The sequence below is a fragment of the Bradyrhizobium sp. CW1 genome, from assembly GCF_023100665.1.
Taxonomy (GTDB): Bacteria; Pseudomonadota; Alphaproteobacteria; order Rhizobiales; family Xanthobacteraceae; genus Bradyrhizobium; species Bradyrhizobium canariense_D.
In genome coordinates, this window is the sequence record NZ_CP064684.1 from 6,951,415 (window position 1) to 6,966,596 (window position 15,182).

General features: G+C 61.0%; 14 protein-coding genes and 2 pseudogenes. 7 read left to right on the plus strand and 9 right to left on the minus strand.

What is annotated here, in order from left to right:
- Nucleotides 1–407 precede the first annotated feature (407 nt).
- Together IVB54_RS41530 and IVB54_RS41845 are read left to right on the plus strand one after the other, a co-directional pair.
- The gene (locus IVB54_RS41530; protein WP_256464718.1) at nt 408–530 is read left to right on the plus strand and encodes a hypothetical protein; all 123 of its coding nucleotides are present in this window, start codon (nt 408–410) and stop codon (nt 528–530) included.
- A 958-nt stretch (nt 531–1,488) separates the two neighbouring features.
- Nucleotides 1,489–3,188 (plus strand): annotated as a pseudogene (locus tag IVB54_RS41845) (aldehyde dehydrogenase family protein).
- A 224-nt stretch (nt 3,189–3,412) separates the two neighbouring features.
- On the opposite strand, the gene ald reads toward IVB54_RS41845, so the two are convergent.
- Entirely contained in the window at nt 3,413–4,525 is a 1,113-nt protein-coding gene (gene ald, locus IVB54_RS33400) for an alanine dehydrogenase (RefSeq protein WP_247367627.1), read from the minus strand.
- A 545-nt stretch (nt 4,526–5,070) separates the two neighbouring features.
- Between ald and IVB54_RS33405 the strand changes: the two genes are divergently transcribed.
- The 5 genes and pseudogenes from IVB54_RS33405 to IVB54_RS41855 all read left to right on the plus strand — a co-directional run bounded on the left by IVB54_RS33405 (nt 5,071) and on the right by IVB54_RS41855 (nt 7,185).
- Complete coding sequence (locus IVB54_RS33405; protein ID WP_247367688.1) at nt 5,071–5,226, plus strand: autoinducer binding domain-containing protein; 156 nt, start codon at nt 5,071–5,073, stop codon at nt 5,224–5,226.
- 134 nt (nt 5,227–5,360) lie between these two features.
- Nucleotides 5,361–5,585 (plus strand): LuxR C-terminal-related transcriptional regulator, encoded by a 225-nt coding sequence (locus IVB54_RS33410; RefSeq protein WP_247367624.1) that lies wholly within the window; start codon nt 5,361–5,363, stop codon nt 5,583–5,585.
- A 133-nt stretch (nt 5,586–5,718) separates the two neighbouring features.
- Nucleotides 5,719–6,278: pseudogene (locus IVB54_RS33415) on the plus strand (acyl-homoserine-lactone synthase).
- 184 nt (nt 6,279–6,462) lie between these two features.
- Complete coding sequence (locus IVB54_RS41850; RefSeq protein ID WP_345956793.1) at nt 6,463–6,720, plus strand: LysR family transcriptional regulator; 258 nt, start codon at nt 6,463–6,465, stop codon at nt 6,718–6,720.
- Nucleotides 6,721–6,858: 138 nt separating this feature from the next.
- Nucleotides 6,859–7,185 carry a hypothetical protein gene (locus IVB54_RS41855; protein WP_346658842.1) on the plus strand — a complete coding sequence of 109 codons (327 nt, stop codon included), beginning with the start codon at nt 6,859–6,861 and terminating at the stop codon, nt 7,183–7,185.
- 58 nt (nt 7,186–7,243) lie between these two features.
- Here IVB54_RS41855 and IVB54_RS33425 read toward each other — a convergent pair whose 3' ends face one another.
- Genes IVB54_RS33425 through trbE form a run of 8 tightly spaced genes read right to left on the minus strand, consistent with a single transcriptional unit; the run spans nt 7,244 to nt 15,177 of the window.
- Entirely contained in the window at nt 7,244–7,486 is a 243-nt protein-coding gene (locus tag IVB54_RS33425; RefSeq protein ID WP_247289307.1) for a DUF2274 domain-containing protein, read from the minus strand.
- Between the two features lie 5 nt (nt 7,487–7,491).
- On the minus strand, nt 7,492–8,697 hold the full coding sequence (locus tag IVB54_RS33430; RefSeq protein WP_247776835.1) for a TrbI/VirB10 family protein: 1,206 nt from the start codon (nt 8,695–8,697) through the stop codon (nt 7,492–7,494).
- A complete protein-coding gene (gene trbG / locus IVB54_RS33435; protein WP_247776841.1) occupies nt 8,694–9,668 on the minus strand; it encodes a P-type conjugative transfer protein TrbG in 975 nt (324 codons plus the stop codon). Before trbG ends, IVB54_RS33430 begins: the two co-directional genes overlap by 4 nt.
- 1 nt (nt 9,669) lies before the next feature.
- Nucleotides 9,670–10,350, minus strand: a complete 681-nt coding sequence (trbF, locus tag IVB54_RS33440) for a conjugal transfer protein TrbF (RefSeq protein ID WP_247776843.1) — start codon at nt 10,348–10,350, stop codon at nt 9,670–9,672.
- Nucleotides 10,351–10,397: 47 nt separating this feature from the next.
- A complete protein-coding gene (gene trbL, locus IVB54_RS33445) occupies nt 10,398–11,633 on the minus strand; it encodes a P-type conjugative transfer protein TrbL (protein WP_247776850.1) in 1,236 nt (411 codons plus the stop codon).
- A 3-nt stretch (nt 11,634–11,636) separates the two neighbouring features.
- Nucleotides 11,637–12,008: a putative entry exclusion protein TrbK-alt gene (gene trbK-alt, locus IVB54_RS33450; protein WP_247776851.1), complete on the minus strand. Its 372-nt coding sequence runs from the start codon at nt 12,006–12,008 to the stop codon at nt 11,637–11,639.
- Between the two features lie 2 nt (nt 12,009–12,010).
- Nucleotides 12,011–12,745 carry a P-type conjugative transfer protein TrbJ gene (gene trbJ, locus IVB54_RS33455; RefSeq protein WP_247289295.1) on the minus strand — a complete coding sequence of 245 codons (735 nt, stop codon included), beginning with the start codon at nt 12,743–12,745 and terminating at the stop codon, nt 12,011–12,013.
- Nucleotides 12,742–15,177: a conjugal transfer protein TrbE gene (gene trbE, locus IVB54_RS33460; protein WP_247776853.1), complete on the minus strand. Its 2,436-nt coding sequence runs from the start codon at nt 15,175–15,177 to the stop codon at nt 12,742–12,744. Before trbE ends, trbJ begins: the two co-directional genes overlap by 4 nt.
- Between the last annotated feature and the right edge of the window lie 5 nt (nt 15,178–15,182).

Consider the following 15,182-nt stretch of genomic DNA (forward strand, 5'->3'; position numbering starts at 1 on the left):
CCGAGCGTTTGGTGATCTGCCGGGCATAAATAGCAAAAGCAGATCAGTGAAGAGATAGCCGAAGAAGAGGGAGGAAGCTGCATCCGTTCCGCCTTTCCTTGATGAGGTCGGGAACTGGTGTCTGGATGCCGATTTCAGTCAGAACCTCAACATAATCTAGCGTCAGTAATTAGAAAGCTCTTGACCGGCAGCACGCTGCCGTGCGTGTTGCGCAGCACAGTAGGCCAATGGGGCCGCCGAGGCATGATCAACCTCTTGGCCTGCCGGATCGCGCGCGATACCTTCACCTCACGCCATAGCACAGTTGCCGTTGTTCTTTGATGCCCGAGACGTCGCGGCAGTGTCCTCCTCACAACGATAGTTGTGATGCTCTCGCTCCGCCACGCTGGTGCCGAGGAACCACCCCCGTGATGGAATCCAGCCCCGGAGGCGCTCTTTTTACGATTTTCATCGCGATGGGTTTGTCCTCGCCGCGCAACATCAATTCATGGTCGTGGCAACGCATCTTCAGCATCAATATCGGGCGCTGAGGCTGATTGAGCTCGCTCACCCGATGCTCAACTGCGCGGACGGCTATTCGTAACTTGCCTTGAACTCCTCAATCTCGCTGAAGCCAAGGCTTCGTCGGGCCGAGACCACGTTCTGGAAGCCCGCTGCGTAGAGATTGATGACAGACCGCAGGGAGGGTTGCAATTTGCCGAGATTCCAAGAAGGTCTGTGACAACGGTATAACATGATCTTTGAATTCGTTGCTGGCATTCGACTCACGTTGCGCCACGCTCCCGTAGAGCATGGCGACAGCGCAGATTGCGCCTGTGACAATGGCGCTTGAAATCCCCGGCGGTGCCAGCTGTTCGCGTAGCCCAACGCGCAATCCGCGACGCGGTGATGATCTCCACGAATTCCGATCGCAACTTTGCGCATTTTGCCCCTCAAATGACTTGTCCGGAGGCGCCCGATGCTGGTTCGCACTGTCGCGACGCGCAGCTATCCTGCTGCATCGCCGCGCTGAACATTTCTCTGCCGCTCGTCACGAGCGCTGACTAATTTAGATTGATGAATCCTGAAACCATCAACGGGACGGACGCTTACACGAGCGAATGTTCGATGCTCTCAATGAACAGTACGCAAGTTCGAATGTTCTCGCGAGAAGCGCTTGCAGATAGCAAGTGCTGCGAAGTTGGCGAAATCTGCGCACAAAAACTGCAAGATATCGCTACGAACGCCTCCAATCCTCTCAGGTAAATGAGTATCCGATATCCGCTTGCACGATCTAACGACCTTTCGTGCAAGATTGGAGTTCGCGGTGAGTTCATTTACTTGCCGAGCTCCTATTCAGTGCCCTTCGGGGCGTTTCCTCCCTGACTCGGCCGCGCGGTATCTCGCGCGGCCTTTTTTCGCGGTCGACGAAGACCTGATTGCTCGAATTTGAAGACCTCCAGGAGCAAGGCGACGACCCCGACCACCGCCGCGCAATCCACGCAAGGCTTGTCCTCCTTCGCTAGCGTCTGAAGGACCTGTCACTTCGGCGGGAGACCTGCTACATTGATGGCGCCTGAGTTGGCTCACATCGCCTTGCGGTAAAAACAATCTGGCGATCAGCATTTGGCTCGCCAAACTGCCGCAGCTCTCAGCCGACGGCTGCACGAGCCGTGGAGGCTGCTGAAAGAGCGCTCCCTGCATGGGCTAAACTCACAGCCAAGCAACGTTCCAACACCCTGCGCAAATGGTACGAATTGATCGTCGCAAATCGCGAGAATCTCGCGCTAATCCTGACCTCCAAGCAGGGCAAACCGCTCTCTGAGGCGCTAGGCGAACTCGATATCGGGGCGCCTATGTCGAGTTGTACGCCGAAGAGGCGCGCCGCGTCTATGGCGAAACGATTCTCTCGCCGCGCCCGGATGCAAGGCTGCTTGCGATCACGCCACCGATTGGCGTCTGCGGCGCCACACGCCGTGGAACTTCCCCAACTCGATGATCACCCGCAAGGTCGGGCCGGCGCTCGCCGCAGGTGCACCGTGGTGCTGAAGCCAGGCAATCAGACGCCGCTCTCGGCGGTTGCGCTCGCAGCCCTCGCTGAGAAGGCAGGCGTGCCCAAGAGTGTCTTCAACGTCATCGCCGGCGATTCGGGAGGATCGGCGAGGTTTTGTGCGAGCACGCCGCCGTGCGCTTTGTCGGCCTCACCGGCTCGACGGAGGTCGGCAAGATCCTCTCCGGTCGGGCCTGCATCGGCCTGAAGAAGCTCGGCCTCGAGCTGGCGCCTTTCGTGGAGTTCGACGATCCCATATCCGCCATCGAGGGCGCCATCGTCTCCAAATACCGCAACATGGACCAGACCTGCGTCTGCGCCAATCGCCTCTACGCACAGGCAAGCATCTATGAGGAATTCGTGCAGAAGCTCTCGACCAACGTCGCGGCATAGAGATCGGCGAAGATGCGGTTCGTGCCTGCACACTGTCCATGAGCGGCGCGATCGCGGCGATGGTGCTCAGTCATAATTCGGCCTTGACAGCCGCAGCTCTGTTTTTGCGGGCGCCGTATGGACGTGATGCCGTTCAACATTGACGTGCAGCTTTCGGCCCCGCGCTGGGTTGCGGGCCGATCCGTTGCAGCTTGGCAGGCTGCGTTCTCTGGAGGCCTCGCTCTTGGCAGTTGGGGCTGGGGTCGCCTCACCGATGCCGTCGGTGTGGACATCACGCTGCTCGCCTCTGCCGGATTGATGCTGCTCTTGCCGCTGCTAGGGCGCTGGCTGCGCATGCCGACCATCACCGATCGCGGGGAGGACGCCGAAATGCTTGCGATCCTAAGGAGCGGCTTCTGCTGACATACCGGAGCGGCCCGCTGGTGGTTGAGCTCGAATATCGTGTGGCTTCGGAAAATGCGCGAGCCTTCCACAACGTTATGCAGAATGTGCAGCGCTATGGGCAACGCAACGGGCGCCTATGGCTGGTCGATTGGGCGTGATATCGCCGACCCGAGCTGTGGACCGAGCGCTATCACTGCCCGACATGGCTCGATTATTTGCGCCAACGCAACCGCTGGACGCGCTCGGAGCGCGCATTAGATGCAAGGCCACGGCTTTCCATGTCGGGCCTGAGCCCGTGCGTCTCCGTCGTATGCTGGAGCGCCCGTTTGGATCGGTACGCTGGAAGGATGATGTGCCCGACCGCGCCCCGAGTGAGCTCTAGCTGCGGGTTGGACGTGCGCACAGGCACTAGCAGTCGTCCCTTCCGTGCCCCGCATTGAAAAAGCCCCGGGCGTGTTGACGCACTTGCGCTTCGCGAGCCCCTCGCCGTCGCCTTGCCTAGAGGACTTCCACTCCAAGCTGTGGCTGATACTCGGCACAAAAAAAGGGCCACTCTGATGAGTGGCCCAAGTCTGCGAGAGAATGTCCGCAGCAGAGCCTCTGGGATCAGGCCGCAGCCTGTTCGATCGGCGAGAAGGGAAGCCCAAGACTCTCGGCGACAGCCTTATACGTTAGCCGGCCCCGATAGACATTTAGGCCGGCGCGCAGATGCGGATCTTCGAGCACAGCTGCAAATCCTTTACTTGCGAGAGCCAAACCAAAAGGTAGCGTAGCGTTGTTGAGTGCCTGGCTTGAGGTGAGCGGCACAGCTCCGGGCATGTTTGCGACGCAATAATGGATCACGCCATCCACCTCATAGGTTGGATCGGCATGTGTCGTCGCCCGCGATGTCTCGAAACATCCGCCCTGATCGATCGCCACGTCCACGATCACGGAGCCTTTGCGCATAGAGCTCAACATACCTCGGCTGACCAGTTTCGGCGCGCTCGCGCCAGGAACGAGAACGGCGCCAATGACAACATCTGCCGCAAATACCTCTTCTTCAACGGCCTCGATCGTCGAGAATCTGGTCCGTACTCGCCCTTCGAACTGCTCATCCAGTTCGCGAAGCCTGGGAATCGAACGGTCGAGGATTGTGACCTCAGCGCCTAAGCCTGCCGCCATCCTTGCAGCGTGAGTGCCGACAACGCCCCCGCCGATCACCACGATGCGAGCGGGTGGCACGCCCGGTACCCCGCCAATCAGCAGTCCCCGTCCGCCGGCGTAACTCTTCAGCGCGGCACCCGCGGCCTCGATCGCAAGTCGTCCCGCAACCTCGCTCATAGGGGCAAGCAGTGGAAGGCCGCCGTTCGCGTCAGTCACAGTTTCATAGGCAATTGCGGTGCAGCCAGACTTGATAAGGCCCTTCGCCTGCTCCGGATCCGGAGCCAAATGCAGATAAGTGAAGAGGATCTGGTTTTCTCGCAGCTGCGTCCATTCGGAGGGCTGCGGCTCCTTGACTTTCACGATCATTTCGCTTGACGCGAACACCTCGCGAGCAGAGGCCGCAATCGTTGCTCCAGCCTTTTGGTAAATCTCGTCTGTTGCGCCGATCCCGGCGCCGGCGTTCGTCTCGAGCAATACGCTGTGGCCAGCGGCCACGTATTCGCGGACGGCCCCAGGCGTCAGGCCGACGCGGTACTCGTGCGTCTTGATTTCCTTGGGAACACCGACCTTCATTTGCAATCTCCATGGTGAGCAGCTCGTTGTAATCGGAAGAGCGTTACAAACCTGCGGGGCGAGAGGTCAAATAGCGCAGTAATCCGGCGATCTTCCATGCCCGCTTGCAGGATTTCGAACAGGCGACCGAAGACCGCCCAGTTGGCAGGGATGCTACCACAGGGTGGCGAGACCTGATGCGGCCCCGGCAGCCAAACCAAACAGCCGTGATCAGGATTGATCTACGCCGGATTGGATCGCCTTCTTCGTTGTTTTGCCTCATTCGCAACGATGCTCGATGCTAAAATGAGAGCGCTTGAGATGGAGGCCCGTTGGTTCATCAAAGGATGGATCGGGTTTTTCAAGGTCTGCTGAACGATTGATCGAAGGTACGCATCGAGACGCAGCTCAGCAGAGCATGGCTTGGGTCGCCGCTGCGCTCAAACTATCGTGCTTCGCATATCTCGCTCTTCCCGCGAGCCAGGCAGTGCTTGCAACCTGATCTCGACATATCGCCCTCCTGGACCGTCATCCATCTGCAGCGCGGCTACGACTCCGTCGATCCGGTGGTACGTCGGGCAATGCGCCAGCCTAAGCCCTTCCGATCGGGGCCCGGATTGGAAGTGCGAAATCGGCCGAAGCCTGAACGCGCTCTGTTCGAAGAAGCCGACAAAATTGGAATCCGCTGCGGGTTTACGCTATCCTCGATGACAGGTGCGTAACCGCCGCGCTGAGCTTTGCAACTGACGAGCGTCGAGCTGGTTTCGCGCGCGCGCTTCTCGAGCACGCCCAGAGCCTGCGGTTAGTCGCAACCGTTTTCCATGAACATGCAAAACGGTTCTGGACGATTGATCGCATGGTCGGCGGCTTGGTTCTGTCTTCTCGCGAGTACCAGTGTCTCGAATGGTCCGCGCGCGGTAAATCGGCCGGGGGAGATCGGGATCATTTCGGTATCGCAGAGCGAACCGCGGGTTTTCACCTGGACAGCGCCCGTGCGAAGCTCCGTGTCAGCTCCCTGCGTCAAGCGATCGTGCTGTTGACCGAATCAAAATCTCGAAAATGGATCGCCAGCCCTCCATAAACGCCTCTGGAACTGCACAAGATGCGCTCGCCTAGGCCTCTCTGCTTAGTTGCCGAAATCAAGCAGGGAGGCGAGAATGATGCAGCTCATCATGCCGGAGTACTACGGGTAATTCGTCAACGATCGCGCCGAGATGCACCGGCTGCGCTACCGCGCTTTCAAGCAGCGTCTGGATTGGACCGTCGAAGTCAGCGGCGACATGGAAGTGGACGAATTTGACGTCCTTCGACCGGTGCATCTACTGAACCGCTCGGGAGCCGGACAAATTCAAAGTTGCGTGCGGCTTTTGCCTTCCATCGGGGCAACCATGCTGAGGGACGCTTTTCCGATCCTGCTGGACGGGCAGCCGGCACCACGAAGCGACTGGATCTGGAGAGCAGCCGATTCGCGCTCGATGTTCCCGCGGATGCGCCGGCGAGCGGTCGAGTTGCTGCTGCCACTTACGTGCTGTTTGCGGGCATTTGGCCTTTCCATCGAATTGATCAAATCGTCACTGTGACCGACGCCCGCATGGGGCGGATTCTTCGCCGGGCCGGATGGCCCCTTCGCAGAGTGGGAAAAGCGCGCCCCCTTGGAAACACCACGGCTGTCGCCGGCTACCTGGAGGTGCCGTCCGATGCGTTGGACCGCATCCGCAAGGCGCAAATCTCGGGACCGGTGCTCTGGGCTCCGGTCATTCAAGTCGCTGCCTAGCTTCTGGGAAGCAAACGTAACGGCTGCAGATCGGTGCGGAGAGCCACTCTGCGCTCTCAAGACTTACCATGCACAAGCCAGGTCCCACACTTCCGTCACTCCAAGCCACCAGAGCGATCGAACTGAAACACCTGAGATCGGCGGTCGCTGCCGCCGATTGCGGTAGCTTTCGTGAGCCGCCGAGTTGCTCGGATCGCAACAATCGAGCCTTAGCCGCAGAATCAGCGAGTTTGAGCACGACTTGGGCGTTCCATTTTTCGAGCGCTTCAGCGGAGGTGTGCGCCCAACGCGGCCCGGCCGCGACGTTCTTCGGTCCCAGAACCATCCTGGGCGGCGCGCTTATTGCAACGGCCCGATCCGTTCACAACAGCGAAACCGGCCGTCTGAGCGTCGGTTTCTGCACATCACTTTCGGACGGCAATCTGCAAGCCTCCCTACTTGAGTTCAAGCAGCGCTTCCCGCAGAGCACGATCACGGACACGTTTAGCAGCGGCACTTCGTAACGGAGCGCTCGATCTCCTGATCGTCACCGGGCGCTTGCCGTTGTTGGACAATAAAGCCATGGCTCTGTGGAGCGAGGGTGTTCTCGTGGCCTTCTCATGACCATCCCCTCAGTTCGCGCGAAACTGTCTACTGGAACGACCTGCGCGGCGAGACGGTGCTGCCCAGCCACTACGACCCCGGAAAAGAGCTCCAAGATCTTCTGGTTTCCAAGCTCGTCCGACCTGAGGTCCGCCCAAAAATCTGGCGCCACGACGTCAGTCGCGGCATCATCAAAAGCCTGATCAGCATGAACACAGGAATAAGCCTCGTGTTCGAGGCCGACATAGGCGCAAATTCTGCGGGCCTTGTTTACCGGGAGCTGCACGATGGCGCGGGTGCGAGCCGATTCGAGCTTTCTGCCTAGTGGCGCGCCGACAATGAAACCCGGCGCTGCACGAATTCCTCAAGTTGGTCTCTGAGCGCTACCCATCGCCTTCGAGTGGTCGCTGACGCGCGTGGCGCGCTTTCCGGAAGCTCCTGTCGGCTGCCATGAACCGGGCCAGCATGGGCGCGATAAGCTTAGCTGGATCGCCGATCGGCTGAGCGGTCTCCTGCGCAAGGATCTCGGCATATGCCACGAGATCCCTGTGCACGCTCGCGGGCAGTTCATGCGTAATCTTGATCGGCTTGTCGTCGTGGATTGCGCCGAGCTTTAACTTGGGCATCGTTCTCACCCCCTATACGGTTCGAGCACCAGGTCACGGTTGACGATCACCCGCACCGGAAATCCCGGACGGATCGTCAAAGTTGGCTGAATGTTGAGATTGCGGCGGACTATCTGCTGGCCCGCTTGATTGATCGATTCCCCGGCTCCACGGCGGAGCGCGGCAATGAGATCGCTGTTGGTATTGCCGCTATTCGCCCCGGAATTCACCTCCGTGCCGACGGAAAGCAGCGTCGAAAGAGCGGCGGCCCCCAACAATTCCTTCCAATGATTGTCGACTTCGTCCTCAAGACCAGAGTAACCTGCCGCATCTGCGCCGGGCTGCCGTTCCAAAACAATCGACCTCCCATTCGGCATGATAAGGCGCGTCCACACCAGGAGCACGCGCGACTGTCCAAATGCGACCTGGCTATCGTAGCTCCCGATCAGCCTTGCTCCCTGGGGGATAAGGCGAGCTCGCCCGGTAGGAGAATCGTACACCGCTTCTGTGACTTGGGCTGTGATCTGGCCAGGCAGGTCGGAGCGGATTCCTGTGATCAGCGCGGCCGGAATGACCGTTCCGGCCTGAACGACAAAAGGCGAAGCGGGCCTCACAAGGCGATCGGAGCTTGTCGTCCGACGATCGACCGTTGCACTGACGAACGCAAGCTTTCGGTCTTGGCCATTTTGAGCAAATGCTTCGTCGGATGATGGCGCGGCGGATGAACGAGCTTCGCTCGATGAGGTGGCGGGGACCTGTGGCCGGACATTGGTGCTGGCAAATACCTTGCTGATCCGTGCCGCCTCGCTCTCCTGGCTGAGACGCTGCTGTTCGGCATCGATGCCGAGGGAGCTGGATGTCGAAGACCCCTGTGCTGCGACGATCGGCCGGCCGAGATCGCCCGGCAAGGGCGGCCCTAGACGCGGCACGTCCTTCGGGATCTCGGTGTAATCCTTTGGTAAGGTCGCGAGCTGATCGGCGATATTGTGGTGGTCGGTGGCGTAAAGCTCCTCAGGCGCTGAAGTATGAGACCGTTTCTCCTGCAGCGCCCAGAGCACCGCGCCGGTGACCAGCACGAGCACAGAAGCGCTGACGCCTATCAGGACCTTTCGCGAGAGGCGCGCAACTTGCGGAGGATCCGGCCGAAGCCGCAGCGCTTCGGCGATCTCTTCCGGTGGCCTGGCCCGAGGTGGTTCGTTTGGTTCATCGATCGCCTGGTCACTATCGTTCAAAGCGACCTCCCGTCGGTTCGCACGATCCTGACCTTCTGCTGGTGCTCCTCGCCGAGCCTCAGCTCGGCGGCCGCGAACAGCCGGTCAACAATCAGCACATTTCCGTAAGCGCGGTAGTTGACGATCTCGGCTTTACCGTCGGGCCCGATCACGAAGAGCGGCGGCATCTCGCCCTGACTGACGCCGGAGGAGAATTCGACATAGGTTTTGCGGCCGTCATCAAAAGCGTTGACGGGACGCCACGGCGGGCTGTCGCCCTCGATCGCGTAACGGTACCGGCGCGCCGGCAGGTCCGGAATAAAGGGTGCCGGCGGTAGAGCTCGCGTTCGCCCGCCACGATCCGCCGGATAGAACCAGGCGACCGAGGGCATATAGGGCTTTTCTTTGGCGCGAAGCTCGATCAGGTAAGTACGGCGATCCGTATTGACGACGAGGTTGGTCTCGATCGAGGGACGAGTGGGCTTGACCATGATGTGAACGCGGCGGGTGTCGCCGCTGCCACTCTCGGTGTCGCCGACCACCCAGCGGACGGTATCGCCTGCGGCGACCGGTCCTGAGCCGATCAGCTGCTCACCGGGCTCGAGGGCAATGTCCGTAATTTGCCCCGGCGCGGCATAGATCTGGTAGAGCGCGCCCGGACTATAGGAAAACACTTGCACCGCATTGTAGTAGCCCGCTTTGCGAGGCTGCACGCGTGCAGCGTCATTTGCGGTTTCGATGCGCTCGACAGGCTCTTTGGGCTCCGCGCTGTTGCCGCCTCGTGCAGCCTTCCAGGCCGGCGGCACATGCAGCGGTCGCGGGCGATCATCGGCAAGCGCCGGCAAGTCCGGTGCCGGCGGGAGCTCGTTGTCGTAGCTGATTTGCGGCGGCCTGAAGGTCGTGCAGCCGCCGAGCGTCGAGACACAGACCAGAAGAGCCAGAGGCAAGCACGGCCGCGCTTTTCCTGACACAATAACGAGACCTGATGGCATGTTAGCCGAGCTCCTTTGACCAGTTGATCGCGTTGACGTAGATGCCGAGGGGATTTTTGCGTAGGCGATCCAGATCGCGAGGCATTTCCACGACGATGGTGAGGATCGCGCTCCACCGCTCCGTTGCGGCAAGCTGACCGTTCTCGTAGCGCCGCTCGATCCAGGCCAGGCGAAAGCTCTCAGGGGAAGCCCGGATGACGCTAGACACTTCGATCGCGACTTGCGTTTTGCCGAGCTTGGCGAATGGTTCGTTGTTGCGGGCATAATCGTTGAGCGCCGCGGCACCGCGATCCGTCGTGAAATCGTAGGCGCGCAGCCAGTTTTCGCGAAGCACGATGGCGTCCATCGGCAGACCACGCACATGCTCGACGAATCGCGCCAGGTGAAAAGCGAGTTGAGGGTCGGTCGGCTGGTAGCTGGCATTTGCCGGAGCGACAGTCTTGGCTTCCCCCAGTTGATCGACCTCAACCACCCACGGCGTGATCGTCCCGTGTGCGGATTGCCAGACCAGAGCGGCGGCAAAACAGCCGGACAAGAAGAGGGAGCCAAACGCCATCAGGCGCCAGTTTTTGGCCTGGACGCGCGCAGACCCAATGCGATCATCCCAGACCTGGGCGGCGCGTTGATACGGAGTGACAGGCTCCGGCATGCGGCCATAGTGAACGGCCGATCGTTTGAACATTGTTTGACCTCAAGATGCTCAGGAATGGAAATGGTCGATGTGAAGCGTCAGCGGTCTTGTTGCGAGAGGTCGACAGATCCGCCGCCCACGCCGTGATCGCCGGAACGGATCGCCTGGGTAGCCGCTGATGCGCCATGGCTGATCGTCTGCGCTCGCTTCATCCGACGAACCCAAGGGGGCGCGTCGGACCCAGCGGCGGAAGAGTCCCCCTCTTCACGACCGGCATGGTTCGGCGCTCCGCCAAGACCAGTGGCGACCGAACGTAAAGGACTAGCCGCACCTGACGCACTTGCCTCTGCGCCGGACATGCTCCCCGCCCGCGACACGCTCATCGTACCATTTGCAATCGCGCTGCCTCCACGTGCCGCGCCAGCAATCGCGCCGCCGGCGAGACCGGCCGCGCCGGCGGCGAGACCTGCGCCAGCCGCAACAACGCCACCGGCGGCGAGGCCTGTCCCGACAGCGCTTCCGGCGCCAAGCTGCGGACCTGCGGAGACGATGCCGTTGGCAACACCGGGCCCGAAAATCCCGAGCCCCAGAAGTGTGAGCGCACCGAGCACCAGCGCCATCGCATTCTCGATGGTCGGCTGGTTGCCGCCGAAGCCTGCCGTGAACTGCGAGAACAAGGTCGATCCGATGCCGACAATGACGGCCAGGACCAGGACCTTGACGCCGGAAGAGATTACGTTGCCCAGCACTCGCTCGGCCGCAAAGGCCGTCTTGCCGAAGAGGCCAAAGGGGATCAGCACGAAGCCGGCAAGTGTCGTCAGTTTGAACTCGACAAGCGTGACGAAAAGCTGGATCGCGAGAATAAAGAAGGCCAACAGCACCACGATCCAGGCGAACAGCAGGACCACGATCTGCACTAAATTCTCGAAGAAGCTGACGTAACCCATCAGCCCCGAGATCGAGTCGAGGATGGGGCGGCCGGCATCAAGCCCCACTTGCGCGATCCGGCCCGGCCGCAGAAAATCTGCCGCCGACAGGCTTGTGCCTGAGGCTTTTAGCCCAAGGCCTGCAAAGCTTTCGAAGACGATGCGCGCAAGGCTGTTCCAGTTGCCGATGAGATAGGCAAAGACGCCGACAAACAATGTCTTCTTGAGGAGCCGGGCAAGAATCTCCTCATCAGTGCCAAAGGACCAGAACAGGCCCGCGAGCGTGAGGTCGATCGCGGCCAGCGTCGTAGCGAGATAGCCCACTTCGCGTCCGACGAGGCCAAACCCGGAATCGATGTAGCGGGTGAAGGTTTCCAGGAATTGATCGATCACGGAGGTACCACCCATGGGTCACTCGCTTTGGCTTGGAATGGAGGGAAAACCGGACGGGAGGCGACTTTCGTCCTTGCGCGGGACAGGAGAGAGGAATGGCGCGGCGCCTGTCCGGCTGTCCGGATCACCTGTCGATCTACTTCCTGCCAAGAACTGCCTGCGCTGCTCGGCCCAGATCTTCTGGCATTCGAGAAGAGCCTCTTTCTGCTCGTAGGTGACGGTGCGGCATTGCTCGAGCTTTGCTGCGGTCGCATCGGATTTTGAGGCGAGATAGACGGAAGATTGGGTCGCGCTCCTGTCCTCAGGCAACCGCATGGCGCAGACGCCAACCACCAGGACAGCAAGACCAAGGGCTGCCGCGGCGGGCAGTCGTTCAAGTCGTTTCTTCATGATCAGTGAAACATCTGCACGGTTGTTGGTTGGTAGCCCTGCCCCTGGCTAAGAAAGCGCCGCAGCTGCTCCCTGCCCTGATCCTGCGCAGCTGCGCGCTGGGCAGACTCGAGCGTTTCCGCACGACCTTGCGACGCGACAGTAGCCGTAAGGTCCGCAAGCTGCTGAGCTTGCAACGCAAGGAGCTGGTTGCCGGCCTGACTTGCCTGAAGCGCACCCGATGCGCCCTGGCTCGCCGTCACCAGGGCGGACATTTGGGTGCGGTTGGTGTCGAGATTGCGGACAACACTCGCTTGGAGCCGCATGGCGTCCTGCAGCCCGGCAACGGAGTTCTGCCAACGCGTCTGCGCATTCCCGACAAGGAGCCCATTGGACATGCTGACCGATGCCGGCGCATAGGTGGTGGAAAACGCGCGATCGACCTGCTCGACATCATAGGCAATTCGCTGTGCCTGCGAGAGTAGCTGCTGGGTGCGCTGAATCGATTGCTCGAGCTGTTGTAACGACGAATAAGGCAGGCTGGCCAGGTTCTTCGCCTGATTGATCAGCATCTGCGCTTCGTTCTGCAGCGAGGTGATCTGGTTGTTGATCTGCTGCAGCTCACGCGCGGCGGTCAGCACATTCTGAACGTAGTTGTTGGGATCGAAAACGATCCACTGCGCCTTTGCTCTGCCGGGCGCTTGGACCATGATCATGGCGATGATGCTTGCCGCCAGAATCGGCCGGATCCAGTTCATGAGAGCGCTCCTTGTTGGGCGAGCTGCGGAATGAGATTGCAGGCCCAGCCGAGGTCGCGCGCCATGAGCCAACCGGTCACGAACTCGTCCCTTCCGTGCTCGGCAAGCACCCGGTCGACGAGAGCCTGGTCGGCTTTGGACGAGGCGCCCACGAAGGCGAGCGCGATTTCGCCAAGTCCGAGCTCGAACAGGCGGTTGCCGCGTCGAGATTGGCAGTAGTAGTGTCGCTTGGGGGTGGCGCGGGCGAGGATCTCGGTCTGGCGGTCGTTCAGCCCAAAGCGCCGGTAAATCGCCATGATCTGCGGCTCGACGGCGCGATCGTTTGGCAACAGGATCCGGGTCGGGCAGCTCTCAATGATGGCAGGCGCGATTTTGGAGCCGTCGACATCGGCGAGCGACTGGGTCGCAAAAACGACGGAGGCGTTCTTCTTGCGAAGCGTTTTGAGCCATTCGCGGAGCTTGCCGGCAAAATCGGCATCATCGAGCGCGAGCCAGCCTTCGTCGATGATGAGCAGTGTCGGACGGCCGTCTAAGCGGTCCTCGATCCGGTGAAACAGATACGCCAGAACTGCGGGCGCGACAGAGGTCCCAATCAATCCCTCGGTCTCGAACACCTGGACGGAGGCTTCACCGAGCGTTTCGTGCTCGCCGTCCAGCAACCGCGCGTATGGCCCCCCGAGGCAGTAGGGCTGCAGCGCGCGCTTGAGAGCGTTGGATTGTAGGAGAACGGAGAGCCCAGTCAGCGTCCGCTCGGCAACCGGCGCCGAGGCGAGCGAGGTCAACGCCGACCAGACATGATCCTTAGTCTCAGGCGTGACCTCGATCCGCTCGCGCGACAGGATCGATGCGATCCAGTCGGATGCCCAGCCTCGCTCGCCGAGATCGTCGATGCGCGCGAGCGGCTGGAGGGCGACGAGTTCTGACGGATCGAGCGCGCCGCCGAGATCATGCCAGTCGCCGCCCATGGCGATGGCCGATGCGCGGATCGAGCCGCCGAAGTCAAACGCAATGATCTGCGCCGCGCTGTAGCGGCGGAACTGCAGCGCCATGAGCGCCAGCAGGACCGACTTGCCGGCGCCCGTCGGTCCGATGACCAGCGTGTGGCCGACATCTCCGACATGCAGAGAAAACCGGAATGGCGTGGAACCTTCAGTCTTGCCGAAGAACAATGGGGGCGCCTTGAAGTGGTGATCCCTCACCTCTCCGGCCCATACCGCAGATAGCGGGATCATATGGGCGAGGTTCAGGGTCGAGACCGGCGGCTGGCGGACGTTCGCGTAAGTTTGTCCCGGCAGGCTGCCGAGCCAGGCTTCGACGGCATTGACCGTCTCGGCCATGCAGGTGAAGTCTCGGCCCTGGATAACCTTTTCGGCGAGGCGGAGCTTTTCGTCGGCTGCGCGCGGATCCCTGTCCCAGACCGTGACCGTTGCCGTGACGAAGACCTGGCCGATCTGATCCGAACCCAATTCCTGGAGCGCACTGTCCGCATCCATCGCCTTGTTGTGGGCATCGGTATCCAAAAGCGCGGAGGCCTCGTTCGTCATCACCTCCTTCAGGATCGAGGCGATCGACTTGCGCTTGGCAAACCATTGACGCCTGATCCTGGTGAGGAGCTTTGTGGCATCTGTCTTGTCGAGCATGATAGCGCGCGTCGACCAGCGGTACGGGAATGCCAGCCGGTTCAGCTCGTCGAGAATCCCGGGCGTGGTCGCAGTGGGAAACCCCACGAGCGTCAGAACGCGCAGATGCGCGTCGCCCAGCATGGGTTCAAGGCCGCCTACCAGCGATTGATCGGCTAGCAACGCATCGAGATACATCGGGATTTCTGGCACGCGCACCCGGTGCCGTTTGGTCGAGACCGTCGAATGCAGGTAGGTCAGCGTTTGCTCGTTATCAAGCCAACGGCATTCCGGCATGAAACCCTCGACCAGCTGCAGCACGCGGCTGGTCCGGTCACTAAAGCCGGCGAGCAGCTCGCGTGCATCGGCTCCCGCAGCGCGCTGGCTGCCCTCGTACAGCAGGCGCTCTGCTGCGGCCGCACTCTCTGCCGGAGGCAAATAAAGGAAAGTCAGGTAGTAGCTCGACTCGTAATGACTGCCGGCTTCCTCGAATTGCGCCTTCCGCTCCGCATCCACCAGCGCCGAGGCAACGTCCGGGAATGTATCCGGCGGATAGCGACCGGCCGAATGCCGCTGCGCCTCGACGAACACGGCCCACCCCGATCCGAGGCGACGGAGTGCATTGTTGAGGCGGCCAGCGACCGCAACAAGCTCGGCAGGCACGGAGCTGTCGAGATCCGGCCCTCTGAACCGGGCCGTTCGCTGAAACGATCCATCCTTATTGAGAATGATCCCTTCACCGACCAGGGCAGCCCAGGGCAGGAAGTCGGCAAGACGTGTGCTTGAACGGCGGTATTCGGCAAGATTCATCATGGGAC

Bases quoted from the DNA above. Each gene is read 5' to 3' on its own strand.
- ald (WP_247367627.1), bottom strand. From the start codon at position 4,525: ATGAAGGTCGGTGTTCCCAAGGAAATCAAGACGCACGAGTACCGCGTC.
- IVB54_RS33410 (WP_247367624.1), top strand. From the start codon at position 5,361: ATGGTCGGCGGCTTGGTTCTGTCTTCTCGCGAGTACCAGTGTCTCGAA.
- IVB54_RS33425 (WP_247289307.1), bottom strand. From the start codon at position 7,486: ATGCCCAAGTTAAAGCTCGGCGCAATCCACGACGACAAGCCGATCAAG.
- trbG (WP_247776841.1), bottom strand. From the start codon at position 9,668: ATGCCATCAGGTCTCGTTATTGTGTCAGGAAAAGCGCGGCCGTGCTTG.
- trbF (WP_247776843.1), bottom strand. From the start codon at position 10,350: ATGTTCAAACGATCGGCCGTTCACTATGGCCGCATGCCGGAGCCTGTC.
- trbL (WP_247776850.1), bottom strand. From the start codon at position 11,633: ATGGGTGGTACCTCCGTGATCGATCAATTCCTGGAAACCTTCACCCGC.
- trbK-alt (WP_247776851.1), bottom strand. From the start codon at position 12,008: ATGAAGAAACGACTTGAACGACTGCCCGCCGCGGCAGCCCTTGGTCTT.
- trbJ (WP_247289295.1), bottom strand. From the start codon at position 12,745: ATGAACTGGATCCGGCCGATTCTGGCGGCAAGCATCATCGCCATGATC.
- trbE (WP_247776853.1), bottom strand. From the start codon at position 15,177: ATGATGAATCTTGCCGAATACCGCCGTTCAAGCACACGTCTTGCCGAC.